This window comes from Rhizobium sp. 05L429, assembly GCF_056397645.1.
In genome coordinates, this window is record NZ_JBFTNV010000037.1 from 47,843 (window position 1) to 73,540 (window position 25,698).

25 protein-coding genes are annotated in these 25,698 nt (G+C 60.6%); 14 read left to right on the top strand and 11 right to left on the bottom strand.

All coding sequences use genetic code 11. The features are described from left to right. Positions 1-125: 125 nt before the first annotated feature. Positions 126-977: an AraC family transcriptional regulator gene (locus AC1DNW_RS29425; RefSeq protein WP_477855242.1), complete on the top strand. Its 852-nt coding sequence runs from the start codon at positions 126-128 to the stop codon at positions 975-977. Between the two features lie 63 nt (positions 978-1,040). On the opposite strand, the gene AC1DNW_RS29430 is transcribed toward AC1DNW_RS29425, so the two are convergent. Together AC1DNW_RS29430 and AC1DNW_RS29435 are read right to left on the bottom strand one after the other, a co-directional pair. Beyond that, positions 1,041-1,670 (bottom strand): glutathione S-transferase family protein, encoded by a 630-nt coding sequence (locus tag AC1DNW_RS29430; protein WP_477855243.1) that lies wholly within the window; start codon positions 1,668-1,670, stop codon positions 1,041-1,043. A gap of 448 nt (positions 1,671-2,118) precedes the next feature. Then, a complete protein-coding gene (locus AC1DNW_RS29435; protein ID WP_113299460.1) occupies positions 2,119-3,330 on the bottom strand; it encodes an NADP-dependent isocitrate dehydrogenase in 1,212 nt (403 codons plus the stop codon). 190 nt (positions 3,331-3,520) lie between these two features. On the opposite strand from AC1DNW_RS29435, the gene AC1DNW_RS29440 reads away from it, so the two are divergent. The 6 genes from AC1DNW_RS29440 to AC1DNW_RS29465 all read left to right on the top strand — a co-directional run bounded on the left by AC1DNW_RS29440 (position 3,521) and on the right by AC1DNW_RS29465 (position 10,750). Beyond that, positions 3,521-4,063: a hypothetical protein gene (locus tag AC1DNW_RS29440; protein WP_113310680.1), complete on the top strand. Its 543-nt coding sequence runs from the start codon at positions 3,521-3,523 to the stop codon at positions 4,061-4,063. Positions 4,064-4,197: 134 nt separating this feature from the next. Next, entirely contained in the window at positions 4,198-6,231 is a 2,034-nt protein-coding gene (locus AC1DNW_RS29445; protein ID WP_113310679.1) for an FUSC family protein, read from the top strand. Between the two features lie 8 nt (positions 6,232-6,239). Next, the gene (locus tag AC1DNW_RS29450) at positions 6,240-7,070 is read left to right on the top strand and encodes an RNA methyltransferase (RefSeq protein WP_113310678.1); all 831 of its coding nucleotides are present in this window, start codon (positions 6,240-6,242) and stop codon (positions 7,068-7,070) included. Then, positions 7,051-7,851, top strand: coding sequence for a glutamate racemase (murI, locus tag AC1DNW_RS29455; RefSeq protein ID WP_477855244.1), 801 nt, complete (start codon positions 7,051-7,053; stop codon positions 7,849-7,851). The genes AC1DNW_RS29450 and murI overlap by 20 nt, the downstream gene beginning before the upstream one ends. 99 nt (positions 7,852-7,950) lie before the next feature. Beyond that, complete coding sequence (locus AC1DNW_RS29460) at positions 7,951-9,126, top strand: MFS transporter (RefSeq protein WP_113310676.1); 1,176 nt, start codon at positions 7,951-7,953, stop codon at positions 9,124-9,126. Between the two features lie 109 nt (positions 9,127-9,235). Next, complete coding sequence (locus AC1DNW_RS29465) at positions 9,236-10,750, top strand: ATP-binding protein (protein WP_113299454.1); 1,515 nt, start codon at positions 9,236-9,238, stop codon at positions 10,748-10,750. 6 nt (positions 10,751-10,756) lie between these two features. Here the strand turns inward: AC1DNW_RS29465 and AC1DNW_RS29470 are convergent, their stop codons facing one another. Next, positions 10,757-11,092, bottom strand: a complete 336-nt coding sequence (locus AC1DNW_RS29470) for a cupin domain-containing protein (RefSeq protein ID WP_113310674.1) — start codon at positions 11,090-11,092, stop codon at positions 10,757-10,759. 100 nt (positions 11,093-11,192) lie between these two features. On the opposite strand from AC1DNW_RS29470, the gene AC1DNW_RS29475 reads away from it, so the two are divergent. From AC1DNW_RS29475 to AC1DNW_RS29500, 6 genes are all read left to right on the top strand, one after another. Continuing rightward, positions 11,193-11,723, top strand: coding sequence for a MarR family transcriptional regulator (locus AC1DNW_RS29475; protein WP_113310673.1), 531 nt, complete (start codon positions 11,193-11,195; stop codon positions 11,721-11,723). A 197-nt stretch (positions 11,724-11,920) separates the two neighbouring features. Further along, the gene (rpsD, locus tag AC1DNW_RS29480) at positions 11,921-12,538 is read left to right on the top strand and encodes a 30S ribosomal protein S4 (RefSeq protein ID WP_477855245.1); all 618 of its coding nucleotides are present in this window, start codon (positions 11,921-11,923) and stop codon (positions 12,536-12,538) included. A gap of 168 nt (positions 12,539-12,706) precedes the next feature. Next, positions 12,707-13,636 carry a glutaminase gene (locus tag AC1DNW_RS29485; RefSeq protein ID WP_113299481.1) on the top strand — a complete coding sequence of 310 codons (930 nt, stop codon included), beginning with the start codon at positions 12,707-12,709 and terminating at the stop codon, positions 13,634-13,636. Positions 13,637-13,695: 59 nt separating this feature from the next. Next, the gene (ttcA, locus tag AC1DNW_RS29490; protein WP_113299480.1) at positions 13,696-14,562 is read left to right on the top strand and encodes a tRNA 2-thiocytidine(32) synthetase TtcA; all 867 of its coding nucleotides are present in this window, start codon (positions 13,696-13,698) and stop codon (positions 14,560-14,562) included. A gap of 44 nt (positions 14,563-14,606) precedes the next feature. Next, complete coding sequence (locus tag AC1DNW_RS29495; RefSeq protein WP_113299450.1) at positions 14,607-15,437, top strand: inositol monophosphatase family protein; 831 nt, start codon at positions 14,607-14,609, stop codon at positions 15,435-15,437. Positions 15,438-15,453: 16 nt separating this feature from the next. Next, entirely contained in the window at positions 15,454-16,278 is an 825-nt protein-coding gene (locus AC1DNW_RS29500) for an inositol monophosphatase family protein (RefSeq protein ID WP_113310672.1), read from the top strand. Between the two features lie 27 nt (positions 16,279-16,305). Here the strand turns inward: AC1DNW_RS29500 and hisC are convergent, their stop codons facing one another. The 5 genes from hisC to AC1DNW_RS29525 all read right to left on the bottom strand — a co-directional run bounded on the left by hisC (position 16,306) and on the right by AC1DNW_RS29525 (position 21,050). Next, entirely contained in the window at positions 16,306-17,364 is a 1,059-nt protein-coding gene (hisC, locus tag AC1DNW_RS29505) for a histidinol-phosphate transaminase (RefSeq protein ID WP_113310671.1), read from the bottom strand. A gap of 32 nt (positions 17,365-17,396) precedes the next feature. Next, on the bottom strand, positions 17,397-18,677 hold the full coding sequence (locus tag AC1DNW_RS29510; RefSeq protein WP_477855246.1) for a multidrug effflux MFS transporter: 1,281 nt from the start codon (positions 18,675-18,677) through the stop codon (positions 17,397-17,399). Positions 18,678-18,788: 111 nt separating this feature from the next. Next, positions 18,789-20,036, bottom strand: coding sequence for a multidrug effflux MFS transporter (locus AC1DNW_RS29515; RefSeq protein ID WP_113299479.1), 1,248 nt, complete (start codon positions 20,034-20,036; stop codon positions 18,789-18,791). A gap of 137 nt (positions 20,037-20,173) precedes the next feature. Continuing rightward, positions 20,174-20,512: a Grx4 family monothiol glutaredoxin gene (gene grxD, locus AC1DNW_RS29520; protein WP_477855247.1), complete on the bottom strand. Its 339-nt coding sequence runs from the start codon at positions 20,510-20,512 to the stop codon at positions 20,174-20,176. 307 nt (positions 20,513-20,819) lie between these two features. After that, the gene (locus AC1DNW_RS29525; RefSeq protein ID WP_113299444.1) at positions 20,820-21,050 is read right to left on the bottom strand and encodes a hypothetical protein; all 231 of its coding nucleotides are present in this window, start codon (positions 21,048-21,050) and stop codon (positions 20,820-20,822) included. A 166-nt stretch (positions 21,051-21,216) separates the two neighbouring features. Here AC1DNW_RS29525 and AC1DNW_RS29530 point away from each other — a divergent pair, with 166 nt between their 5' ends. Continuing rightward, positions 21,217-22,362 (top strand): alpha/beta hydrolase family protein, encoded by a 1,146-nt coding sequence (locus AC1DNW_RS29530; RefSeq protein WP_113310669.1) that lies wholly within the window; start codon positions 21,217-21,219, stop codon positions 22,360-22,362. Positions 22,363-22,491: 129 nt separating this feature from the next. On the opposite strand, the gene AC1DNW_RS29535 is transcribed toward AC1DNW_RS29530, so the two are convergent. The 3 genes from AC1DNW_RS29535 to AC1DNW_RS29545 all read right to left on the bottom strand — a co-directional run. Further along, positions 22,492-22,725, bottom strand: coding sequence for a BolA/IbaG family iron-sulfur metabolism protein (locus AC1DNW_RS29535; protein ID WP_007826248.1), 234 nt, complete (start codon positions 22,723-22,725; stop codon positions 22,492-22,494). Positions 22,726-22,744: 19 nt separating this feature from the next. Beyond that, complete coding sequence (purL, locus tag AC1DNW_RS29540; RefSeq protein WP_477855248.1) at positions 22,745-24,979, bottom strand: phosphoribosylformylglycinamidine synthase subunit PurL; 2,235 nt, start codon at positions 24,977-24,979, stop codon at positions 22,745-22,747. A gap of 241 nt (positions 24,980-25,220) precedes the next feature. Next, positions 25,221-25,698, bottom strand: a 478-nt coding sequence (locus AC1DNW_RS29545; RefSeq protein ID WP_477855249.1) for an acyloxyacyl hydrolase, incomplete at its 5' end; no start/stop codon positions are given.

A 25,698-nucleotide genomic window follows, 5' to 3' on the forward strand; every position in this document is an offset into this window, starting at 1 on the left:
AGTCTTCCTCATGGGTTTGAGCCGGAATTCCGCTCTACGCCGGATTCGCCGAAGGTTCAAGTCCGCAGGATTTGTCAAATCGGGTTATGCTTTGTTATGGCCGATCGAACAGCAAAGGGTTTGACATGGTGGGTGAAACGGCCTGGGCGCTCTACGAGAACCGTCTGAGACGGGTTTCGTCCTATATCCACGACCATCTGGACGAGGATCTGGATATGGAGCGGCTGGCCGAGATCGCCTGCCTGTCGAGCTATCACTGGCACAGGATCTACCGGGCGATTTATGGCGAGACGCTGGCGGCGACCGTCAAGCGGCTGCGGCTGCATCGCGCGGCGGGCGATATCGTCCGCACGGACCTTGATGTCAGCGAGATTGCGAAGCGATCAGGCTATCCCAATCTCCAATCCTTCAACMGCATCTTCAAGGCGGTCTATGGAATGCCGCCGGCACGCTATCGGAAAGAGGGAAGCCATACAGTCTTCGAACCCTCAACCTCCGGAAAGGCACCTGCCATGTTTGACGTAAGCCTGAAAACCATCCCGCCGCTCGAATTGGTCGGCGTTCCCCATACCGGCTCCTATATGGAGATCGGCAAGGCCTTCGAGACGCTGTTCGGCACATTGTATGCCCGCGGGCTCGCAAAACCCGAGATGCGAATGATCGGCGTCTATCTCGATGATCCCGATCTCGTGCAGGCCGAGAAGCTGCGCTCCGTCGCCTGTGTCACGGCAGGTGAAGAGACGACGGCAAACACCCCGCTGGAGCGGCGCATGGTGGAAGGCGGTGACTACGCCGTGCTGCACCACAAGGGGCCTTATGCCGATATGTACAAGGCCTACCAGTGGCTCTACGCCCAGTGGCTGCCAGCCTCGGGTCGACAGATCCGCGACAAGGTCATGTTCGAGGAGTATCTCAACAATCCGCGCGAAGTCGCGCCGACCGAGCTACGGACTGATATCTATATGCCTCTCGCCTGATTTGGCTTTTTTCCTACGCAATTCCGGACGCAAAACCGCTGCACAGTTTTGCTGGAATTGCTTTCAGGCCGCCTGCATGGCTTTCGCCGCCTCGTCATCCAGCGCGGTTGCCCGCTTGTAGGCATCGCGTCCGGCAAGGCGGCCGAAATAGTCGACGAAAACCTGGCGCTTCTCGATGCCACCGAAGGCAAGGCCCCAGCCGACATGCGAGCCGACATAGACATCAGCCGCCGTGAAGCGCTTGCCGGCGATATAGGGAGAGKCGGCCGAAACCGCCTTTTCCAGCGTACCCATGACATCGCCGAAGGAACCGCAGCCAGCCATGCGCAGCCGCTCCTGCGGGATTTCGAAGCCGAGCGCCTTCAGCGTAACGGAAGCTTCCAGCGGCCCGGCGGCGAAAAACATCCAGCGGTAATAATCGGCCCGTTCATCGGGCTGCGGGCCGAGCCCTGCCTGCGGAAACGTGTCCGCAAGATACGCACAGATCGCCGCGCATTCCGTCACGATCGTCGTCCTGTGACGGATGGCCGGTACCTTGCCCATCGGGTTGACGGACAGATAGTCCGGCTCCTTCATCGTCCCGCCGAATGTCAGGATTTCGGTACGATAGGGTACGCCGGTTTCTTCCAGCATCCACCGCGCTATCCGGCCGCGCGACATCGGGTTGGTGTAGAAGGTGATTTCCTCGGTCATCCTGTTCTCCTCTTTCCCATGCTCTTTTCGTAGCATTGGCGCGGGAGATTTCAACCTTTGGTGCAGGCGGCGTCTTCAGAGCAGCACGGCGGATGATCTCGGTCGATGTCGGTGCGTCGCCGGCGGCAGTCTGACCGGAAGGCAATCGCCAACGCTGATTGTAATGTTGGGTCTGGGTCTCAAGCAAAGCAAGATCAAGATAAAAAACAATCATATCCTGCCCCTCGCGTCGCGCAAGGAGCCTTACAAGTTGCAGGAATTCGGGGACAAAACTCTTCTTGGCCATCAGAACCTCCATGCCTAGGCGAGCGAATTGATAGCCATTGCAACTTACGCGAGGCTTAATTCTTAAAGCATCTGCTAATTTAGACGCCAAGGCCGACACCTGACAGACAACAAAAAACCCGGCGCAGAGGCCGGGTTTTTCGATCGTTCATCCGAGCAGGGCTCAGGCCATCGCGGCCTGCAGGTTCTGGTCGATCTTGTCGAGGAATGCGGTGGTGGAGAGCCACGGCTGATCCGGGCCGATGAGCAGCGCCAGATCCTTGGTCATGAAGCCGGCTTCGACGGTGTCGACGCAGACCTTTTCGAGCGTGGCAGCGAACTTGGCGAGTTCGGCATTGTCGTCGAGCTTGGCGCGGTGCGCGAGGCCACGGGTCCAGGCGAAGATCGAAGCGATCGAGTTCGTCGAGGTTTCCTGGCCCTTCTGGTGCTGGCGGTAGTGGCGGGTAACCGTGCCGTGAGCGGCTTCGGCTTCAACCGTCTTGCCATCGGGCGTCAAGAGGACCGAGGTCATCAGGCCGAGCGAGCCGAAGCCCTGAGCGACCGTGTCGGACTGGACGTCGCCGTCATAGTTCTTGCAGGCCCAGACGTAACCGCCGGACCACTTCAGCGCGGAAGCGACCATGTCGTCGATCAGGCGGTGTTCGTAGGTGATGCCGGCTTCCTTGAACTGATCCTTGAATTCAGCTTCGAAGACTTCTTCGAAGATGTCCTTGAAGCGGCCGTCATAKGCCTTGAGGATGGTGTTCTTGGTCGACAGGTAGACCGGCCACTTGCGCATCAGGCCATACATCATCGAGGCGCGGGCGAATTCGCGGATCGACTCGTCGAGGTTGTACATGGCCATGGCGACGCCGGCGCCCGGTGCGTTGAAGACTTCCTTCTCGATGACGGTGCCATCTTCGCCGACGAACTTGATCGTCAGCTTGCCCTTGCCGGGGAACTTGAAGTCGGTTGCGCGGTACTGGTCGCCGAAAGCGTGACGGCCGACGACGATCGGCTGTGTCCAGCCGGGAACGAGGCGCGGAACGTTGCGGCAGATGATCGGCTCGCGGAAGATGACGCCGCCGAGGATGTTGCGGATCGTGCCGTTCGGGCTCTTCCACATTTCCTTGAGGTTGAATTCCTTGACGCGCGCTTCGTCCGGCGTGATCGTCGCGCACTTGATGCCGACGCCGTACTTCTTGATGGCGTTGGCGGCGTCGACGGTCACCTGGTCGTTGGTGGCGTCGCGGTTTTCGACAGAGAGGTCGAAGTAATCGATGTCGAGGTCGAGATACGGATGGATCAGCTTATCCTTGATGAGCTGCCAAATGATGCGAGTCATTTCATCGCCGTCGAGATCGGCGACGGGATTGGCGACCTTGATCTTCTTCATGTATCTGCCTCGTAAGCTTAGGAAAKGGACGGCTGTCCCCGGGTGGGTGATGTGGTCCGGAGCGCTATAGCATTGTGAGCCGGGAAGGCAAAGTATAACGGCCGCCGAAATGCGTTTTTGCCGCCATTGCCAAGTGCGGGAAAATGGCTAGTCTCGCCGACAGAAGCCCCCGAGTCCCGGACATTTTGCCATGAAAAAGATCGCCGTTCTGTTCGCCGGCCTCATTGCCGCGCTGTCTGTCCTGCCGCGCGTTTCGGCTGCCGCCGACGCGACCGCGCCGGTCAAGGAGATCATGAAGGACACGCAGAAGAACTGGGCGGGCGACAACAGCGACTGGATCGATATTTTCGACGAGGCCACGCTAAACCGGCTCTACAGCAAGGACTTTGGGGACAAATACAAGGCTGCTGCGCAGAACCCGGCAGCCGACGAAGACGGCATCTCCCCCTTCGATTACGACGTGATCGTCAACGGCCAGGATGCCTGCCCGCTGCAGGATCTTTCCATCGAAAGCGGCCAGCCGGCAAACGGCACGACCGAAGTGACCGTCAAATTCAAGGCGGCGACCTGCATGGATGGCACACCCGACAAGGATGCCCTCACGACCGTGCGTTTCGAGGTGATCGACGAGAACAGCAAAGCCGTCATCGACGACATCATGATCCAGGGCGAGGAGGGGCAGGGGCCGATCTCGCTGAAGGAAGCCATGGTGCAGATCGCCAATGGCGAATGAAGCTGGGGATCGCCGACCGGTGACGCCCAGGGATCACCATGCTGGCGATGCCGGATGTGATTTGATTTTTGCCGCGACGACGGTATCTGGCTCTCGGGTGTCGTCGCGTCAGGTGCGCATGAGGACTGGCAAGGGTGATTTCCGGATTTGAATTCCGAGACTGGCTGCTCGCCAACGACCCGGCGCTTTCGCGCCTGCGCATGGGCTCGCGCGTCACGCTGTCGATCGTCCTGTCCTTCGCGATCCTGCTTTTGATCCATATGCTTGTCGTGCCGCTGCCGATCGCCTCCTTTGGCCTCGGCATCGTGCTGTCGATCGAAGGCGGGGTTGCCGTGCGCGACAAGGGCTCGACGCGCCAGCTCATCACAAGGCTGCTCGGCTGTCTTGCGAGCCTCTTGGTGGTCGGCATTGCGGCCGTGCTTGAATCGCATCGCGTCCTCTCGGATTTCATCTTCCTCGTGGTGATTTTCCTCGCCTCGGTGGCGCGCGTTTACGGCCCGCGTGGCTTTGCGATCGGCATGTTCGCTTTCACCTCCTATTTCATGGGCTCCTACTTCCACCCGACGATCGGGGAATTGCCTGTCGTCCTGATCGGCCCTGTTGTCTCGGCGCTTGTTAGCCATTGGGTGAGGGCGGTGCTTCTGCCCGACAATTGGCGGCGCGACCTGCTGCGTTCACTGGAGAGCGTGCGGGGCCGCATCAATCAGATCCTCTTCAAGCTCGCTGCCCTTGCAGCGGATGGAAAGGTCGATGAGGCCGATCGGCAGGAACTGCGCCAGTTGGAAGACCGGCTGAAAGAAGTAGTGCTGATGGCCGAGAGCTTCATTCCGCGCCCGCCGGGCGGCGTTTTTGATGGCGCTTCCGCTCCGGCCGCGGAACTGGCGATCCGGTTATTCGATGCGCATTTGGCGGCTGAAAGCGCCATCGTGCTGAGCTATCAAAGTGCGCCATCCTTTGTGCTCATCCATGCCGTCATCGAGGATGACAAGGCAGTGTTGTCTGCGCAGGAAAAGGCAGTCGCCGATATGGAAGGCCAGCCGCAGGGCGAGACGGCGCGGGCACTGCTCTGGCTCGGAGCGGCGCGCCGGCAGCTCATCGAAACGATCGATACCGGGCGCGGGACGGATTTTGCCGAGATCGCCTCTGTCGAGGAGGTCAGCACGCCCACGGCAGTCGATTTCTCGCTGAAGAACCCGGTGATGCGTTCTGCCCTGCAGATCACGCTGGCGGCGGCGATTGCCATGACGCTCGGGCTGGCGCTGTCGCGCGAGCGCTGGTTCTGGGCGGTGCTCGCTTCCTTCCTCGTCTTCAGCAATACCAATTCGCGCGGCGACACGGCCATCAAGGCGCTGCAGCGCTCGATCGGCACGCTGTTCGGCATCGCCTTCGGCCTGGTGCTGGCCTCATTGCTTTCCCACCAGATGGGTATTGCCATTGCCGTTTCGATCGTCTGCGTCTTCCTCGCCTTCTACTTCCTGCAGAGTTCCTATGCGACGATGACCTTCTTCATCTCGATCGTGCTCTGCCTGGTCTATGGCATGATGGGTGTCCTGACCTTCGATCTCCTGAAACTGCGACTTGAGGAAACGGTCATCGGCGCGATCGCGGGAACGCTGGTTGCCTTCCTCGTCCTGCCGGCACGCACGCGCGGGGCACTCGATACGGCGGTCGCCAAGTGGTTCGACACCCTGAAGGAGCTGCTGTCGGCCGTATCGAACAAGAGCCAGCCGGAACTCATCGTCATCTCGCAGAAGGTCGATGCCTGCTACCGCGACATTACGCTCGCCGCGCGCCCTCTCGGCTCCACCTGGTCCATTGTCACCAGGCCGGGACAGATCCGCCAGACATTGGCGATCTTCCTTTCGATCACCTATTGGTCGCGCATTCTGGCCCGCAACCACACGGCCGATGCCGTCGACGACGATCTGAAGCGCAGGATCGCTGACGATATCGGCGTTCTGGACGCGGCTGCACCACGCGGCTCGGAATGTTTCCTCGTCATCCGCAAGCAGATGCGGCCGACCGGCCGCCACCTGCCGCTGTGGCGGGAAGGCACGCGGCTTGCCGTCGAAATGATCGGCTCGACGCTGGAGCGGCTCTATCCCGCAGAGACGCGGGACTTGCCGTTTACGGCCAGCAAAGCTATTGCGCCCGTAAATCAGGAATAGGAAATACGATGGCGGGCACGAACAGCGAGCGTCAACTTCTGGCCGAAGGGCCGGTTATCATTCTGGTCGAGCCGCAGATGGGCGAGAATATCGGCATGGTGGCGCGCGCCATGGCGAATTTCGGTCTTGTCGATCTGCGCCTCGTCAATCCGCGCGACGGCTGGCCGAACGAGAAGGCGCAGGCCGCAGCCTCCAAGGCCGATCACGTGATCGAGGGCACTCAGGTTTTCGCCACGCTGGAAGAGGCGATTGCCGACCTCAACTTCGTTTATGCGACGACGGCGCGAAGCCGCGACAATTACAAGCCGGTGCGCGCTCCGGTCTTTGCCGCGCAAACTCTGCGCAGCCGGTTCCGGGCGGGCGAAGCAACCGGCATCCTCTTCGGGCGCGAGCGCTGGGGCCTGACCAACGAGGAAGTGGCGCTTGCCGACGAGATCGTCACCTTCCCGGTCAACCCGGCCTTCGCCTCGCTCAATATCGCCCAGGCCGTGCTGCTGATGTCCTATGAATGGATGAAATCGAGCCTGGAGGATCTGGAGGCCGTGCCGTTCCAGGCGCTCGAGCAGCGGCCCTCCACCAAGGAGCAGCTCTTCGGCTTGTTCGATCAGCTCGAGGAAGCGCTCGATTCACGCAACTATTTCCACCCATCCTCGAAAAAGCCGAAAATGGTCGACAACCTGCGTGCTGTCCTCTCTCGCCGGGCCTTCACGGAACAGGAAATCAGCGTGYTGCGCGGCGTCATCTCCTCCCTCGACCGCTTTTCGCGCGACAAGCCGCGCGCGGGCGGTTTTTCTCGATCCGGCAAGGGTGCCCCGACCGATGACAGCGCCGACGAATGAGCTGAAACCCGTCCTCGTCTTCGATTCAGGCATAGGCGGGCTGACCGTGCTGCGCGAGGCGCGCGTGCTGATGCCGGAGCGCGGCTTCATCTACATTGCCGACGATGCCGGCTTTCCCTATGGCKGCTGGGAAGAGCAGGCATTGAAGGAGCGGATCATCGGGCTCTTCGCCAAGCTGCTCGAAGACTACGACCCGGAAGTCTGCGTGATCGCCTGCAACACGGCCTTTACGCTTGTGGGCGCAGACTTGCGCGCCGCCTTTCCGCAGATGACCTTCGTCGGCACGGTGCCGGCCATCAAGCCTGCCGCCGAGCGCACGCGCTCCGGCCTCGTTTCGGTGTTGGCCACCCCCGGCACGGTCAAGCGCGCCTACACGCGTGACCTTATCCAGTCCTTCGCGCAGCAATGCCATGTGCGGCTCGTGGGTTCCGAAAACCTCGCGCGTATGGCGGAAGCCTATATCCGGGGCGATACCGTTTCCGATGAGGCTGTGACGGCCGAAATCGAGCAGTGTTTCGTCGAAAAGGACGGGCGCAAGACAGATATCGTCGTGCTCGCCTGCACGCATTATCCCTTCATGGCCAATCTATTCCGCAGGCTGGCGCCTTGGCCGGTGGACTGGCTGGATCCGGCGGAAGCCATTGCGCGGCGCGCCCGCACGTTGGTGCCGCAGGTGGCCGATGCGGTTCACCCGGATAATTTCGACTTTGCCGTCTTTACATCTGGCAATCCCGATTTTGCCACCCGGCGGCTGATGCAAGGTTTCGGGCTGAGCGCCTGAGAAGGCACTGCGCGCTTTATTTCATCTGTCTCATCGCGCAAGATCTCCGCGGGGAATCGCGAGCGGGTGTTTGGTGCTCAAGATGCAAAGGGGTGGGCTGTGCCRCTGCAAAGACTAGTCATGCTGATCTTCTTTCTGCAACCGATAGCCTTTGGCGCCTGGTTGCCGCGCATTCCTGATATTCAGGCGAAGCTTGAACTCGGTACCGCCGATCTCGCCGTCGCACTTCTGGGATTGCCGATCGGCACGCTGATCACCCTGCCGTTTGCCGGCCGCCTCGTCTCGCGCATCGGCGGGCGTATGGCGATCATCTATGGTTTCATCTTCTTTCTTGCGGTGGTTTCGCTGCCGGCCTTCGCGCCCAGCACCACGCTTCTATTCTTTGCCCTGATGATCGTCGGGGTCGCGCTCTCGACGGTAGAACTCGGCATGAATGTCGAGGCCGATGTGACGGAGAAGGCGACGGGGCTGATCATCATGAGCCGCTGCCATGGCTTCTGGAGCCTCGGCATCATGGTCGGCAGCCTGATCGGTGTTGGTGCCATAGCCATCGGGCTTTCACCGCACTGGTCGATCTTGATCACGGCGATCGTCGTCCTGCCGGCCGGGCTGATTACCAGCCTGCGCCTGCCGAAATTGCCTGAAAGTCACCACGAGGAGAATTCGCAGGTAAAGACCGGCTTCAAGCCGCCCAGTCTTGCCCTGCTCGGGATCTGCGCCTTCGTCTTCGGTGTGACGATGACTGAGGGTGCGATCGCCGATTGGTCGGCGGTATACCTCCGCGATGTCATGAATGCCGCGGGCGCGCAAACCGGCCTTGGTTATTCGGTTTTTGCCTTCATGGTTGCGGCGGGGCGCTTCAGCGGTGATTACATGAAAGGCCGTTTCGGCGCGGTTGCCATTGCCCGCGGCTGCGGCATCGCCTCGCTTGCCGGCATGCTTGTCGTTCTCTTTGCGCCGGCGACKCCGCTTGCCCTGCTGGGCTTTGCAGCAGTCGGTGTCGGCGTTTCGGTCGGATTTCCGCTTGCGGTGACGGCAGTTGCCTCGCTGACCGACCGCCCGCCCGCTTCAAGCGTTGCGACGCTTTCCTTCGCAGCCCTGAGCGGTTTTCTCATCGGGCCGCCGATCATCGGCTTTCTCGGCGAACTCCTGGGCTTGCGTGTGGGGCTTGCGGTCTTGCTGGTACCGCTTTTCGTCAGCCTGCTCTGCACCCGTTTGCTGATCCCGACGCAGACGGAGATGGCAGGCGACCTTATCGAGCGCGAGGCGGTGTGAAGCGCTATTTCCCAAGGTTGACTTTCCCTGTGGGTTCTTGACGGTTTGACGACAACAGTGCCTGCGAATCTGCTAGAGACGGGCCGGGAATTTGTAAGGGGAATTGGACGTGCAGGTTGGCATCGATATGGGACTGGCGTCCGGCGCTCCGGCGACGCTCGATATCGAGGAGCTACTGGCGACGCGTCTGCTCGTGCAGGGCAATTCCGGTTCCGGCAAGTCGCATCTTCTCCGCCGTCTGCTGGAACAGTCAGCCCAATGGGTGCAACAGGTCATCATCGATCCCGAAGGTGATTTCGTCACGCTCTCCGACCGCTACGGCCATGTCGTCGTCGACGGTGAGCGCACCGAGGCCGAGCTTGCCGGCATTGCCAACCGTATCCGCCAGCACCGCGTATCCTGCGTTCTGACGCTGGAAGGTCTCGATATCGAGCAGCAGATGCGGGCAGCTGCCGCCTTCCTCAACGGCATGTTCGATGCCGATCGCGAATATTGGTATCCTGTTCTCGTCGTGGTCGACGAAGCGCAGATGTTTGCGCCCTCGGTCGCCGGCGATGTGTCGGAAGATGCGCGCAAGGCTTCGCTCGGTGCCATGACCAACCTGATGTGCCGCGGACGTAAACGCGGGCTTGCGGGCGTCATCGCCACGCAGCGCCTTGCAAAGCTTGCGAAGAACGTCGCGGCCGAAGCCTCGAACTTCCTGATGGGCCGTACCTTCCTCGATATCGACATGGCGCGTGCCGCAGACCTGCTCGGCATGGATCGCCGCCAGGCGGAAATGTTCCGAGATCTCAAGCGCGGTCATTTCGTGGCGCTCGGCCCGGCCTTGTCGCGCCGGCCGCTGCCGATCCAGATCGGCAATGTAGAGACCTCTGCGCGCTCCTCCAGCCCGAAGCTGATGCCGTTGCCGGATGCGCCGCAGGATGTGGAAGACCTGATCTTCACACCCGACCCGGAAGAATTTCAGCGGCCGATCGTGCGGCGTACTCCGCCCGCACCACGCCCGACCACCGATATTCTGGCTGAGCTGTCGCGCTCGACGCCATCAGCAGCACCGTTGCAGGCTTCCGAGCCGCGTGTGGCGCAGCCGGAAATCTCGGCCGAGGAGCGTGAGGAACGGCTTGCCGGCGTGCTCGCCGAAATCCTCGACGATCCGGGCTCCGGCTTCCGCACCGATGCAATTCTCTATCAGGAGTTCCTGGTGCGGCTGCGCATGCGCCGCGTTCCCGGTCCGCCGATGTCGCTGCCGGAATTCCGACGGCGCGTTGCGGTTTCGCGCTCCGGCGTCGATCCCGAAATGGCGGCAGGCGAGGCGTGGGCGACGGCACTTTCACTGTCGAACGGCGTCACCGACGATCTGCAGGGCGTGTTCCTGATGATGGCGAAGGCTGCGATCGGCGGCGAGGCTTGCCCTTCTGATTCCCGTATCGCTCGTGCTTACGGCACTCATTCAGCCCGTCGCGCGCGCCGGCTGCTCGGTTATTTCGAGGAGCAAGGGCTCATCGTCGTGCACGCGGATTTCAGCGGCAAGCGCATCGTTGCCTTTCCGGACCTGCAGGCCGAAACCGCACCAGGCTCAGCCGATGCGCCCGACAGCGATTTTCTGAAGAGCGCTGCCGAATAAACCGCGTCAAACCCAACTCTGGATGATTTCGGGGCTGGCATGGATGCAGGTGAGCTCCAACCGCGTCGTTCCGACATTCTTGAAGCAATGCGGCGTCTCGGCATTGACGATGACGATATCGCCGACGTTGGGCTCCAGCGTCTCCTCGCCGACGGTAAAGCGCGCCTTGCCGGAGCGCACGATCCACATTTCCGTATAGGGGTGAATATGCAGGTCCGGCCCCTGGCCAGGCTCGTTGTCGATCAGGAAGATCGAGACCGGCGCGCCGTAATCGCCGCCCTCGAAACGGATGGTGCGATTGGCGAACTGCTGCTGGCTTTCACGCGGTAGGACATGGAACATGATTTCCTCCTTGGATCACGCTGCAGGTTCGCTATACTTATCTTCACGAGAAGATAATCTTCCCAATTTATCTTCTCGTCAAGATAGTTTTGGAGTGACCATGGAAAAACAAGACCATGTCGACCGGTTGCGCGCTCTCTGGGCGGAAGAGCTGCCCGATCTCGATACGACGCCGATGAGCATTCTCGGGCGCATCTACCGGATCTCCAATCTGGTGCGGCCATCCATCGAGGCGACATTCTCGGAATTCGATCTCGATCGCGGCGAGTTCGACGTGATCGCGACGATCCGGCGCGCTGGGCCGCCATACCGAATGATCCCGACGGAGCTCTACAGCCTTCTGATGATTTCCTCGGGCGGGCTGACGCACCGGCTGGACAGGCTGGAGAAATCCGGGCTCATCCGGCGCGAGCGCTCTGCCGGGGACAAGCGCAGCTTCGAGGTGGCGCTGACGAAGGAGGGCATCCGCCGTGCCGAAGCCGCCTTCCGCGAAGACATGAAGCGGGAACTCGGCCATCTCGACGGACTGGATGAGGACGAGCGTCGGGCGCTGGCCGGGCTCTTGCGCAAACTTGCCGGTTCGCTCGAACGGGCGGGTGAGAACGGGCTTGCTGCGGCAGATTCTGTTTGACAATCCTGTGACTTATCCCTAAAGACCGCCCGAGCACCGGGCAGCAATGTCCGGTGTTTCATTTGACATGTCCCGTGGATTTTGTCCGTTCGCGAATGGAAAAATCCTGTCGGGTCCCGGAAACGGGATCAAAGGAGGGCGTGTTTCCTTCGCGCGGTTTGGCAACAAACCGTCCTAACTTTTTGAAAGGAAATACGATGAGCAAGCGCGAATCGTCTAAGTACAAGATCGACCGCCGTATGGGCGAAAACATCTGGGGCCGTCCGAAGTCCCCGGTGAACCGCCGCGAATACGGCCCGGGCCAGCACGGCCAGCGCCGCAAGGGCAAGCTTTCCGACTTCGGTGTGCAGCTGCGCGCCAAGCAGAAGCTGAAGGGTTACTACGGTGACCTGCGCGAGAAGCAGTTCCGCGCAATCTTCGCTGAAGCTGACCGCCGCAAGGGCGATACCTCGGAAAACCTGATCGGTCTTCTGGAGTCGCGTCTCGACGCGATCGTGTATCGCGCCAAGTTCGTTCCGACGGTCTTTGCTGCCCGTCAGTTCGTCAACCATGGCCACGTCACGGTCAACGGCGTCCGCGTCAACATCGGTTCTTACCGTTGCAAGGCCGGCGACGTCATCGAAGTTCGTGAACGCTCCAAGCAGCTCGTTACGGTTCTGGAATCGGTTTCGCTCGCTGAGCGCGAMGTTCGTGATTACGTCGAAGTCGACCACCACAAGATGGTTGCCACTTTCGCACGCGTTCCGACGCTTGCCGACGTTCCGTATGCGGTCGTCATGGAACCGCAGCTGGTCGTCGAATTCTATTCTCGCTAACGCATAGCCCCGACAATCGAATTCGATTGTCGGAAAGGCTTATGCGTTTTTACGATGCTGCTGCGTCCTTTGCACATCTACGATGTGCGGCGCAGCAGGGCGAGAGACGTTTTCGCATACAGAAAAGCCGCCTTACAAGGCGGCTTTTTTGTTCTCTGGAGAGAAGCCATCATGGATTTGCAGACAGTCCTCGACAGCATCTACAAGGAATTGGCGCCGCGCATCGGCGAGGGCAAGGTGGCGGATTACATCCCCGAGCTTGCCAAGGTCGATCCCAATCAGTTCGGCCTGTCGATCGTCACCGTCGATGGCAAGGTCTATAGCGTCGGCCATGCCGATGTGGCTTTCTCCATCCAGAGCATTTCCAAGGTCTTCATGCTGACGCTGGCGCTCGGCAAGGTGGGCGAGGGGCTGTGGAAGCGCGTCGGCCGMGAGCCCTCGGGCTCGGCCTTCAATTCCATCGTGCAGCTCGAGCATGAGCACGGCATCCCGCGCAATCCCTTCATCAACGCCGGCGCGATCGCCGTCAGCGATGTCGTCATGGCGGGTCATGCGCCGCGCGAGGCAATCGGTGAACTGCTGCGCTTCGTGCGCTACCTGGCGGATGACGAATCCGTCACCATCGACGACAAGGTGGCGCGTTCGGAGACGGCGACCGGTTACCGCAATTTCGCGCTCGCCAATTTCATGCGCTCCTATCGCAATCTCGACCATCCGGTGGATCACGTGCTCGGCGTTTATTTCCACCAGTGCGCGCTTTCGATGACCTGCGAGCAACTGGCCCGCGCCGGCCTGTTCCTGGCGGCGCGTGGCGGCCATCCGCTGACAGGCCATTCGGTGGTTTCGCCGAAGCGGGCGCGGCGCATCAATGCGCTGATGCTGACCTGCGGCCATTACGACGGATCGGGCGACTTCGCCTATCATGTCGGCCTGCCGGGCAAGAGCGGTGTCGGCGGTGGCATTTTTGCGGTGGCGCCGGGCATTGCCTCGATCGCCGTCTGGTCGCCGGGGCTGAACAAGGTTGGCAATTCACAGCTTGGCGCCGTGGCACTTGAGATGCTGGCTGCCCGCACCGGCTGGTCCGTTTTCGGCGATTGAGACTGGGTTGGAGTGCCGGTTTCTGCTAAGCAGGACGCGCGCATCAGATGGATGAGAAGATGAATATCGCAGCCGATATTGCCGACGATCTGGAAGTGGCTGAAGCCGGCATCGGCCATGCGCTATTTGCCAATGCGCCTGATACGGTTTCCTTCAACAAGCTGCGCAAACGCCTGATGCGACAGGTCCGCCAGGCCTTCGACGACTTCGACATGCTGAAGGGCCAGAAACGCTGGCTGATCGGCATTTCCGGCGGCAAGGATTCCTACGGGCTCTTGTCGCTGTTGCTCGACCTGCAATGGCGCGGCTTGTTGCCGGTGGAGCTGATTGCCTGCAATCTCGACCAGGGCCAGCCGAATTTTCCGAAGCATGTACTACCGGAATACCTCACGAAGATCGGCGTCAAACATCGCATCGAATATCGCGATACCTATTCCATCGTGAAGGAAAAAGTGCCGGAGGGAGCCACCTACTGTTCGCTCTGCTCGCGCCTGCGCCGCGGCAATCTCTATCGCATTGCCAAGGAAGAAGGCTGCGATGCGTTAGTGCTCGGCCATCACCGCGAGGATATCCTCGAGACCTTCTTCATGAACTTCTTCCACGGCGGGCGGCTTGCCTCGATGCCGGCAAAGCTGCTCAATGACGAAGGTAACCTGATGGTGCTGCGGCCGCTTGCTTATTGCGCCGAGGACGACATGGCGAAATTCGCTGCTGCCATGCAGTTCCCGATCATCCCCTGCGATCTCTGCGGCTCGCAGGACGGTTTGCAGCGCAATGCGATGAAGGACATGCTCGCCGATATCGAGCGCCGCATGCCCGGCCGCAAGGATACGATGCTGCGCGCGCTCGCCCATGTGAACCCGTCGCATCTGCTTGATCCCAAACTTTTCGACTTTTCTGCACTGAGCGTCACCCAAACGTCATAATGGACTTGCTATGAGCGTCTGCAGATCCATGCAACGAGTCCAAAATGATTTTCTCAGACAATGACATAGAGTTTCTCGGMGATTGCCTCCGGCATGTCGCCGAAGAAGAGATAATGCCGCGCTTCCGCAATGCGGCTGCGGCCAATGTTTCCGAAAAGACATCTTCCATCGATCTCGTCACGCAGGCCGACCTGCGCTCCGAGGCCTATCTGACCGCGGCCATCCGCGAGCGCTTTCCCTCGGCATTGATCGTCGGCGAAGAAGCCTATGAGGCTGATCGTTCCGTCGTGCCGGCATTGGCCGATGCCGATCTTGCCTTCGTCATCGACCCCGTCGACGGCACCTTCAATTTCGCAGCGGGAATGCCGGTCTTCGGTACGATCCTGGCCGTGACGGTCAAGGGTGAAACGGTTGCCGGCATCATTCACGATCCGGCGCTCGGCGACACCGTCGTTTCCCTCAAGGGCGCCGGTGCCTTCCAGCACAAGCGCAATTGCGACCCTGTCCGCCTGAAGGTCGCAGAGCCGATCGAGCTTAACCGCATGATCGGCGCCATGGCCTGCAGCCATATGGAAGAACCCGATCGTTCGCGCGTTGCCGCCAATATGGCGAGGATCAAGATGACCTTCGCCTTCAACTGCTCGGCCTATGAATATTGGATGGTTTCCTCGGGCAAGCTGCATTTCATCGGCCATCCGAAGCTGATGCCGTGGGATCATCTGGCCGGCGTGCTGACGCATCAGGAGGCCGGCGGCCATACCGCCAAGTTCGACGGAACGCCCTACAGGCCGGGCGAGATTTCCGGCGGCATCATCTCGGCTCCCGACAAGGAAAGCTGGCAGATGATCCGAAACGAGATCGTCGGCTACCGATAAACCGAAAGGAACCGCCATGACCACTGCCATAGATACGATGACGCTTGCCGATCTCTTGCGGCAGGCAGCGAAAGCCGAGATCCTGCCGCGCTTTCGCCGACTGGGCAGCGGTGATGTGCGCGCCAAGACGGAAGCGACCGATCTGGTAACGGAAGCCGACGAGCAGGCTGAAAGAATGCTGAAGGCGGAGGCCGCGCGCCTCTGGCCGGAGGCGCTCTTCATCGGGGAAGAATCGGTTTCTGCCGATGCAGCACTTCTCGACAAGCTTAACGGCGCTGATCTCGCCATCATCGTCGATCCCGTCGACGGTACTTTCAATTTCGCTTCCGGCATTCCGGCCTTCGGCGTCATGGCCTCCGTCGTCTCCAGAGGCGAGACGGTCGCCGGCATCATCTATGATCCGATGGGCGACGACTGGGTCATGGCGGAAAAGGGCGGCGGCGCCTGGCTGCGCCGGCCGGACGGCGAGGCGCAGCGGCTGAGCGTTGCCGCGCCGGTCGCGCTCGACCAGATGGTCGGCATGGCCTCCACCGGCTACCTGCCGCAGGAGAAGCGCGCAGAGATCCTCGGCAATCTCGCCAAGGTACGCTTCCTCACCAACTACCGCTGTGCGGCCCACGAATACCGCGCCTTTGCCGGCGGGCATGTGCATTACCTGATGTACAACAAGCTGATGCCCTGGGATCACCTGGCCGGTACCTTGATCAGCCAGGAAGCCGGCGCCTATGCCGCCCGCTTCGACGGCTCGGCCTATCTGCCGCATCATGTCAGCGGCGGCTTGCTGATCACGCCCGACAAGGAAAGCTGGGACGTGCTGCGCCGCGAGGTCTTCACGGTCTGAAGCCGGCAAGCCCGTCGTCGGTGCCGATCAGGCGAGGATCTGCTGCAGCGCGTCKAGAAGCTTGTCGCATTCGGCATCGGTGCCGATGGTGATGCGCAGGAAGTCCTGGATGCGCTCCTTGCGGAAATGCCGCACGAGCAGGGCTCTCTTTCGCAGCTCACCAGTAAGTTCCGCGCCGCCGCGCTCTGCATGGCGGGCGAATACGAAATTGGCAGAAGACGGCAAGACTTCGAAGCCCAGCCCCCTGAGAGCGGCGGTCAGGCGCTCGCGGCTCGCGATAATCAGATCGCAATGTTTCCTGAACCAGTCCTGATCCTCCCAGGCGGCAACGGCGCCCGCCTGGGTGAGCCTGTCCAGCGGATAGGAATTGAAACTGTCCTTGACCCTTTCCAGCGCATCGATCAGCGGCCGCTGGCCGACCGCGAAACCGACGCGCAGGCCGGCAAGGCCGCGCGATTTCGAGAAGGTCTGGACGACGAGCAGGTTCGGATATTTCCGGACGAGCGGGATAGCGCTCTCACCGCCGAAATCCACATAGGCTTCGTCGATAACGACAACCTGATCCGGATGCTCGGCGATTAACGCGTCGATCGCCGCAAGAGGCAGTGCGGTCCCGGTCGGCGCATTCGGGTTGGGCAGGATGATCGCGCCGCAGGGCTGCCGATAATCCTCGATCCTGACCTGCATCTTTTGGTCCAGCGGGATCTCACGGAAATCGATGCCATAGAGACCGCAATAGGTCGGGTAGAAGCTATAGGTGATATCGGGGTAGAGCAGGGGCAGTTCGTGCTTTAGCAGCGCCTGGAAGGTGTGCGCCAGAACCTCGTCCGAACCATTACCAACGAAGACTTCGCCGGGATCGAGATCGTAGCTTGCGGCAATCGCCTGGCGCAGTTTCAGCCCGGTCGGTTCGGGATAGAGCCGCAGCGTGTCATTGACCGTTTCCGAGATCGCCGCCAACGCGCGGGGCGATGGGCCGTAGGGGTTCTCATTGGTGTTGAGCTTGACCAACCCGTCGATGACGGGCTGTTCGCCCGCCACGTAGGGCGTCAGGGATTGGACAACGGGGCTCCAGAAACGGCTCATCGTGAACTTCCAGTCTTATGCCTGCTGCAGCATTACATGTGAACGGCGCCGGGGTCGATCTGCGGGCTGTCGCCGGGATGGGTGAAAAGTTTGCCTTTTTCGGCCCAGAGCACCATGACCACAGTGACAAGACCGAAGAGCGCAAAGCCGCCGAAGAGCGGCTGCACCGTACCGTTGAAGAGCTGACCGACGCCGCCGCCGAGAAGGGCGCCGAAGGTCGTCGACACGAAACCCGTCACCGCAGTTGCCGTGCCGGCGAGATTGCCCATCGGCTCCAGGCTGATCGCCGTGAAATTGGTGGCGATCACGGCAAACATCATGAGCAGGATCGAGAAGAGCGCATAGGAGAAGGCGAAGGACGGCGTGCCGCCCAGCGCCGCCACGAAGCCGATCGCCGAGACGATGGTGAAGAGCAGCATGGCGGCATGCGAAATACGACGCATGCCGAAGCTGCGCACCAGCATGCCATTGGCGAAGTTGGCGACTGCAATGCCGCCGGCCGTCGCCGCGAAAGCAATCGGCAGCCAGTCGCCAAGGCCATAGACCTCGCCGRAGACCTGCTGGACCGAGATCACATAGGCGCTGATGACGCCGGTGAACATGGTGAGCCCGATCATGTAGCCGCAGGTGATGCGGTTGGTGAGAACCGTTTTGAAGCCGTCGCCAACAGCAGCGAAGGACAACGGGATGCGCTCTTCCGGCGGGAGGGATTCCTTCAGCCGCAGCAGCGCCCAGACGAATAGGATAGAGGCGACGATGCCGAGCAGGATGAAGATCCAATGCCATTCGGCATAGGCGATGATCATCTGGCCGACCGAAGGGGCGACGATCGGCACGATCATGAAGACAATCATGACATAGGACATGACACGCGCCATTTCGCGGCCGCCGAAGCAGTCGCGGACGATCGCCATGGTGGTGATGCGAACGGCTGCGCCGCCGATGCCCTGAACGAAACGCATGATCAACAGCATCTCGAAGCTGCCGGTGGCGGCTGCCGCAAACATGCCGACCACATAGCAGGCTAGGCCGCCGAGCAGGATGTTGCGCCGACCGAAAGCATCCGACAGGCTGCCGAAGACAATCTGCGAGGCGCCGAAGCCCAGGAAGAACACGCCGATGACGAGCTGCGTGTCATTGCTGTTGGTCACACCCAGCGAATGGCCGATACTGGGTAACGCAGCCAGCATRCTGTCGATCGCCATGGCGATGCTGGCAGTCATGATGGCGATGGTGACCACGAATTCGACAAAGCCCATGCCGATGCGGGCAGAACCCTGGTTTTCCGTGTGCGGTTTGTGTGTCGGAGTCATCCGAATCCCCCTGAATGACGGAAGAGCGGCCGCAAACGCGGCCGAATTCGATGTGGGAGGGCGGCGGAGTCCCTACCATGGTGTCCCGCCGGCCCGATGTGTCTGAAAACTTCAGTGCCCGATATCGGTGAAGTTCGAAATTGATGCGTCCTTCGGCAGCGGTGCGTGCTGCGGCCTGAACAGTCGTCCCTTTTCGGCGATCAGCACGAAAACGATGCCAGCAAGCGACACGACGAAGTAACCTAATATCATCGGCGTTGCCGTGCCGTCGAAGGCCTGTCCGATCATCGCTCCGATCAATGCCCCGCCGATCGTGCTCATGAAGCCGATCACCGAGGAGGCTGTGCCGGCAAGGTGGCCGAGGGGCTCCATGGCGAGCGAGTTGAAGTTGGAGCCGATCCAACCGAACTGGAACATGACCAGCGCGAAGAAGATGATGAAGACCACGAAGGGCATCGGCTGCGGTCCAAAGATCTGCACCATGAGCCAGATGAAGCTCAGAATGCAGAAGCCGAGGATCGACGCATGCGACAGGCGGCGCATGCCGAAGCGGCCGACCAGCTGCGAGTTGATGAAGGACGAGAAGGCCATAAACAGCGCCACACCGGCAAAGGCGACCGGCATATAGACGCCAAGCCCATAGATGCCGACATAGATCTGCTGGGCGGAGTTGATGAAGCCGAACAGCGCGCCGAAGAGAATCGTGCTGGCGATGGTGTAACAGAGGGCGATGCGGTTCGACAGGAAGATCGCGAAGCCCTGCGCCACCGAGCGGACCGTGAAGGGACGAACATTCGCCGGATCGAGCGTTTCCGGCAGGCGCAGATACATCCAGATGCCGACAGCCGTCGCCATCGTGCCGATGAAGACGAAGATCATGTGCCAGGTGCTGACGAGCATGATGATCTGGCCGCTGCCGGGCGCAATGACAGGCACGATCATGAAGACCATCATGATCAGCGACATGACTTCCGCCATCTGCCGGCCGCCGTAGACGTCGCGGACGATGGAGATCGTAATGACGCGGGTGGCTGCCGAACCGAGACCCTGGATGAAGCGCAGCACGAGAAGACCCGCAAAGCTCGGGACGACGGCAATGCCGAAAGCAGAAACGATATAAATAACGAGCCCGATCAGCAGCGGAATACGGCGACCGAAGCGATCGGAAAGCGGACCGTAGAAAAGCTGGGCGAGGCCGAAGCCGAAAAGATAAGATGAAACGACATACTGACGATGGTTTTCGTTTTCGACACCGAGGCTTGAGCCGATCTGCTGCAGTGCGGGCAGCATGATGTCGATTGCCAGCGAGTTGACGGCCATCAAGAAAGCCGCAAGCGCGATAAATTCGAGCTTGCCCATGGGCAGCCGACCCGCGGACATGGCTTGTGATGAATCTGTCACAATGAAATTCCCATAAACAGGTCAAGGCGCTGCTTGGCGCAGCGCCTCGAACTCAAGATACAGATTTGGAAACCGGACGGACGCCCGGTGACCGATCAGGCGACGGCGGTCTTAACCGTGACGCCATTTTCCTGGAGGTGCTGCTGCAGCTCACCGGCCTGGAACATTTCCCGCACGATGTCACAGCCGCCGACGAATTCGCCCTTCACGTAGAGCTGGGGGATCGTCGGCCAKTTGGAATAATCCTTGATGCCCTGGCGGATTTCCGAATCGGCGAGCACGTTGATGCCCTTATAGTCGACACCGATGTAATCGAGAATCTGGACGACCTGGCCGGAGAAACCGCACTGCGGAAACTGCGGCGTGCCCTTCATGAAGAGGACGACGTCGTTGCTCTTGATCTCGTTTTCGATGAATTCGTTGATACCGCTCATAGGCCTTAATCCTTTCAACAGGCGGGTTAAAGGCCCGCCGTTTCAATCGTTTTCCTTAGATAGCATGTGGGGGCCRGAATTCCACCCGCCAAAACCAAAAAAAGACCAATCCGCGACACTCTGAGGCGCACATTGTTGCCTAAGCGTTACGGCTCCCTGGGTGAGGCAGACCTGGGTCTGTTCTATATCGGTATCGGTGAAGTGGCCGAGATCCCATTGCGAGACTTCGGTCATGACATCGAGATCGCATTCGCCCATGCCCTTGCCGCAAGGAAATGCAAGCACTGCAGCTTACGATGGAAAAGGTTTAGGCCGGGCGCTGCCTACTGCGGCCTGCCGCCGTGCGGCGCTTGCTGACCTGCTTGCGAGCGGGCTTACGGCTCGTCGAGGTTGCCTTGCGCATGGTGCGGCTCGTTGTTACTGAAGCTGCCTTGCGACGCTTGCGCTTGGTCGTGGTGCGACCCGTCGTCTTCTTCAAGATTTCCTTCAGAACGCTATTGACCACGCCTGACACCAGTTCATTCACGAGACTAGCCACAAAATCCCTCCCAATCTGATCAAAACGCACCTTCCGCTATTGAATTCCGGAAGAGTTCGCTTAGCAAGTCGGTTCGAAGGTTTTATCCGGTTTTTCGCCGTATTTTCAAGCGAACCCGTCATCCTGGCAACGTCGCCCTCAACCCGCCGGAAAGAAGAAAAAGACCATGAAACTCGTCGAGAAGCGGGTTGTGCTGCATTTCCCCGGCTTCGAGCCGCTTGATGGCGCAGCACACCGGGCGCGGTATGAGCGTACCGCCCGGCAAAGCGCATCCGTCTGGGGTTATAATGTCGCGACGGGTGCTGCAAACGAAGGGCACTATGTTTCCTTCGATGTCGGCACGGGTGCCGATGGCTGGCAGACGAAGACGCGTATGCATGTCTTCGACCATAATGATCTGGTGCAGCGGCTACGCATGGGAAATACGGCAAGCCGGATCGCGACGGGCTTTCTAAGCTTCTGGCAAGTGGTGCGGGAAGGCGGTATGGCCGGCTATTTCCGCCATGCCTGGCGCTTCGGACTGTTCTTTATCTTTCCCTTCCTGCTGACGGCCCTTGCAATCGTCATCACGCTGCAGATCCTGACGCTGCCTTACTGGCTGGGACTTCCCGGCTGGCATCTCGGCTGGAGCGCGCCGCTGGCGGCCATCTTCTTCATCTTCGGCTTCCTGCCATTCTCGGAGCGCTTCCACACGCTGCATCTTTTTGCCGACTGGGAAATGGCGATGGCGCTGGCACGCATGGACAGGCCCGAATTCAACGACTGGCTGGAGCAATGCGCGACGTCGATGGGTGAGGCGCTCAATGAGGAGGCCGATGAATATGTCATCTCCTCGCACAGCATGGGCTCCAGCGTCGCAGCACACGTCGTCGGCATTCTGCTCGAGCGCGAACCTGACGCATTCAAGGGCAAGCGCGTGGTGTTTGCGACACTTGGCTGCGCCATCCTGCAATGCGCGCTGATGTCATCTGCCACGCTTTTGCGTTCACGCGTCGGCCTGATTGCACGTTGCCCGGATATTTTCTGGCTGGACGTGCAGTGCCTGACGGATTCGATCAATTTCTACAAGGTGCCGGTCGTCAGCGTTTCCGGCCATCCGGATGCCCCGCAGGCGAGCATGATCCATATCCGCGTACGGCAGATGCTGACGCCGGAGCATTACAAAAAGATTCGTGGGGATCAGTTGCGTGTGCATCGCCAGTACGTGCTGGGGCCGGACATGAAATCTTCTTTCGATTTCACGCTGCTCACCGCCGGCCCAATGCCGGCCTCGGTTTTTGCCAATCCCGATCAGAGCAAGCTACCCGCCTGAGTTAACGGAAAAAGGTGAGGCGACGTCGATCACTTTCGAGCCAACCGCGTCTGTTCCAAAACAAAAAGGCCCGGCGGAAGGATGCCTTCCCGCCGGGCCTATTCATTTCCACAGGCCGAAGCTTGCATCTCAATCCGGCGCCGAGGTCTGCAAAGCAAGCGCGTGCAGGATGCCGCCCATATTGCCCTTCAGCGCCTCATAGACCATCTGGTGCTGCTGCACGCGGCTCTTGCCGCGGAAAGCTTCGGCGACGACTTCAGCGGCGTAGTGGTCGCCATCGCCTGCCAGATCGCGGATCGTCACCTTGGCACCGGGAATCCCGGCCTTGATCATGTCTTCAATATCGCCGGGTTTCATGGCCATGATCGTTACTCCTTGCGCATCATTCCGCAGCGGCAAGTTCGCCGCGGCCGTCCATGAAATCAGGGAACCACGATTCATGGGCGTCGCGCAATTGCTGAATCGGCAGCGAGATCAGATCGTCGACAACGAGCGCGCCACCGCCCACCGTTCCGAGGCGGCGGAAGGGAATGCCTGACCCTTCGGCATTGGCGCAGACGAAATCGGCAACATCCTTTGGAACCGTCAGGACGTAGCGGGCCTGATCCTCACCGAAGAGCTGTGCATGCGGCGCGCCTTTACCTTCGCTGAGGCTGATATTGAGACCTTTGCCTGAAGCCATCGCCATTTCGGCAAGTGCTGTCACCAGACCACCAGAGGAAATGTCGTGGCAGGCGGTCGCCTGGCCGTTGCGGATCACAGAGCGGACGAAATCGCCGTTGCGACGCTCGGCGAAGAGATCGACTTCAGGTGCGGGACCTTCGGTGCTGCCGATGACATCGCGCAGATAGACGGACTGGCCGAGATGGCTGCCGTCGGTGCCGATGAGCAGAACACGGTCGCCTTCGGCAGCGCTGCCGATACGGGCCATCTTGCGCCAGTCGGGCATCAGGCCGACGCCGGCAATGGTCGGGGTCGGCAGGATCGCGACGCCATTGGTCTCGTTATAGAGCGAGACGTTGCCGGATACGATCGGGAAGTCGAGCGCGCGGCAGGCTTCGCCGATGCCCTTCACGGCTTCGACGAACTGGCCCATGATTTCGGGCTTCTCCGGATTGCCGAAGTTGAGGTTGTCGGTCGCCGCCAGCGGCTCGGCGCCGGTCGCAGTGATGTTGCGCCAGCATTCGGCAACAGCCTGCTTGCCGCCTTCGAAAGGATCGGCCTCGACATAACGCGGTGTAACGTCGGAGGAGAAGGCCAGCGCCTTCAGCGGGTGACCTTCGACGCGCACAACGCCGGCATCGCCGCCCGGAAGCTGCAGGGAGTTGCCCTGGATCAGTGTGTCATACTGTTCGTAGACCCAGCGGCGGCTCGACTGGTTGGCAGAGCCGACGAGCTGCAGCAGCGCCTCGTTATAATCCTGGGGAGCAGCGACGAGATTGGCCGGCAGCGGCGCACGCTTGCCGGATTCGCGCCAGGGGCGGTCATATTCCGGAGCCTGGTCCCCGAGATCCTTGATCGGCAGGTTCGCAACTTCCTCGCCCTGATGCATGACGCGGAAGCGCAGGTCATCGGTGGTCTTGCCGACGATTGCGAAATCGAGGCCCCACTTGACGAAGATCGCCTTGGCTTCCTCTTCCTTTTCCGGCTGTAGCACCATGAGCATGCGCTCCTGGCTTTCCGACAACATCATCTCATAGGCGGTCATGCGCTCTTCGCGCACCGGCACCTTGTCGAGTTCGAGCAGGATGCCGAGGTCGCCCTTGGCGCCCATTTCGACAGCCGAGCAGGTGAGGCCGGCGGCACCCATGTCCTGGATGGMGATGACGGCGCCGGTCTTCATCAGTTCCAGGCAGGCTTCGAGCAGGCATTTCTCGGTGAAGGGGTCGCCGACCTGAACTGTCGGGCGCTTCTCCTCGATCGATTCGTCGAATTCGGCGGATGCCATCGTTGCACCACCGACGCCGTCGCGGCCGGTCTTGGCGCCGAGATAGACGACGGGAAGGCCGACGCCCTTGGCTTCCGACAGGAAGATGGCGTTAGACTTGGCAAGGCCCGCAGCAAAGGCGTTGACGAGGATGTTGCCGTTATAGCGGGCATCGAATTCCACTTCGCCGCCGACCGTCGGCACGCCGAAGGAATTGCCGTAGCCACCGACGCCGGAGACCACGCCGGAGACGAGGTGGCGGGTCTTCGGATGATCCGGCTCGCCGAAACGCAGCGCGTTCATGGCAGCGATCGGACGCGCGCCCATGGTGAAGACGTCGCGCAGGATGCCGCCGACACCGGTCGCCGCACCCTGGTAGGGCTCGATATAAGAGGGGTGGTTGTGGCTCTCCATCTTGAAGACGACGCAATCGCCGTCATCGATATCGACCACGCCGGCATTTTCGCCCGGTCCCTGGATGACGCGCGGACCCTTGGTCGGCAAGGTGCGCAGCCACTTCTTGGAGGATTTATAGGAGCAGTGCTCGTTCCACATGGCCGAAAAGATGCCGAGCTCGGTAAAGGACGGTTCGCGGCCGATCAGATCCAGAATGCGCTGGTATTCATCCGGCTTGAGGCCGTGTGAGGCGATTAGTTCCGGCGTGATCTTGATAGTGTTGGGAATGGTCATGAGCTCTCGAAAGTCCCTGCCTTAGAGCAATCCAGCAAAAGTGCGCAGCGGTTTTGCGTCCGGAATTGCGTGAAACAAAGAGATAGAGCACGACCGAGATTCGAAGAACAACGGACATGCCCTAGCGCGTTTGCCGTGTCTTTAGCTTAAGTAGGAATTGCGCGCGATAGGAAAATGCCTGCCGTCAACAGAGGGCAGGCATCAAAAGCTTCATAATGCTGTCTTTAACGGGCGAAGCCCGTCAGAATTTGTAGCCGACCATCAGTCCGGCGCGGGTCATGCCGTCGTTGGGGCCATCGCAGAGATTGGCATTCGAGGAATGGGCGAGCTGCGCCATGACATTCCAGTTGCTGTTTAAGCGATAGCCGGCGCCGAGATATTCGTGGAACAGCACACGACAGCCGAGATCGGGATCGTCGTCGTCATCGCGAAGCTCGCCAGTGTGGATGACGCCGCCGAAGCCAGCTTCAGCGAAGATCTTGTCGCTGAGGTCGACCGTCCAGGTGAAACCGGCGAAGAACTGCGTGGCTTCACCCGCCGTGCCGATCGAGGTGCCGACATGGACGCGCGGATGCATGAGCTGCTGCTTCCAGTCGGTTGCCTGCTCAAAACCGAAGGGATCGAAAAGGACCGTTACTTCAGGGAAAACGCCATCTTCATGCGAGTGACCGMCCTGAACGGAAGCAGAAGCGCCGAAGCGCAATTCGTCGAAAATCTTG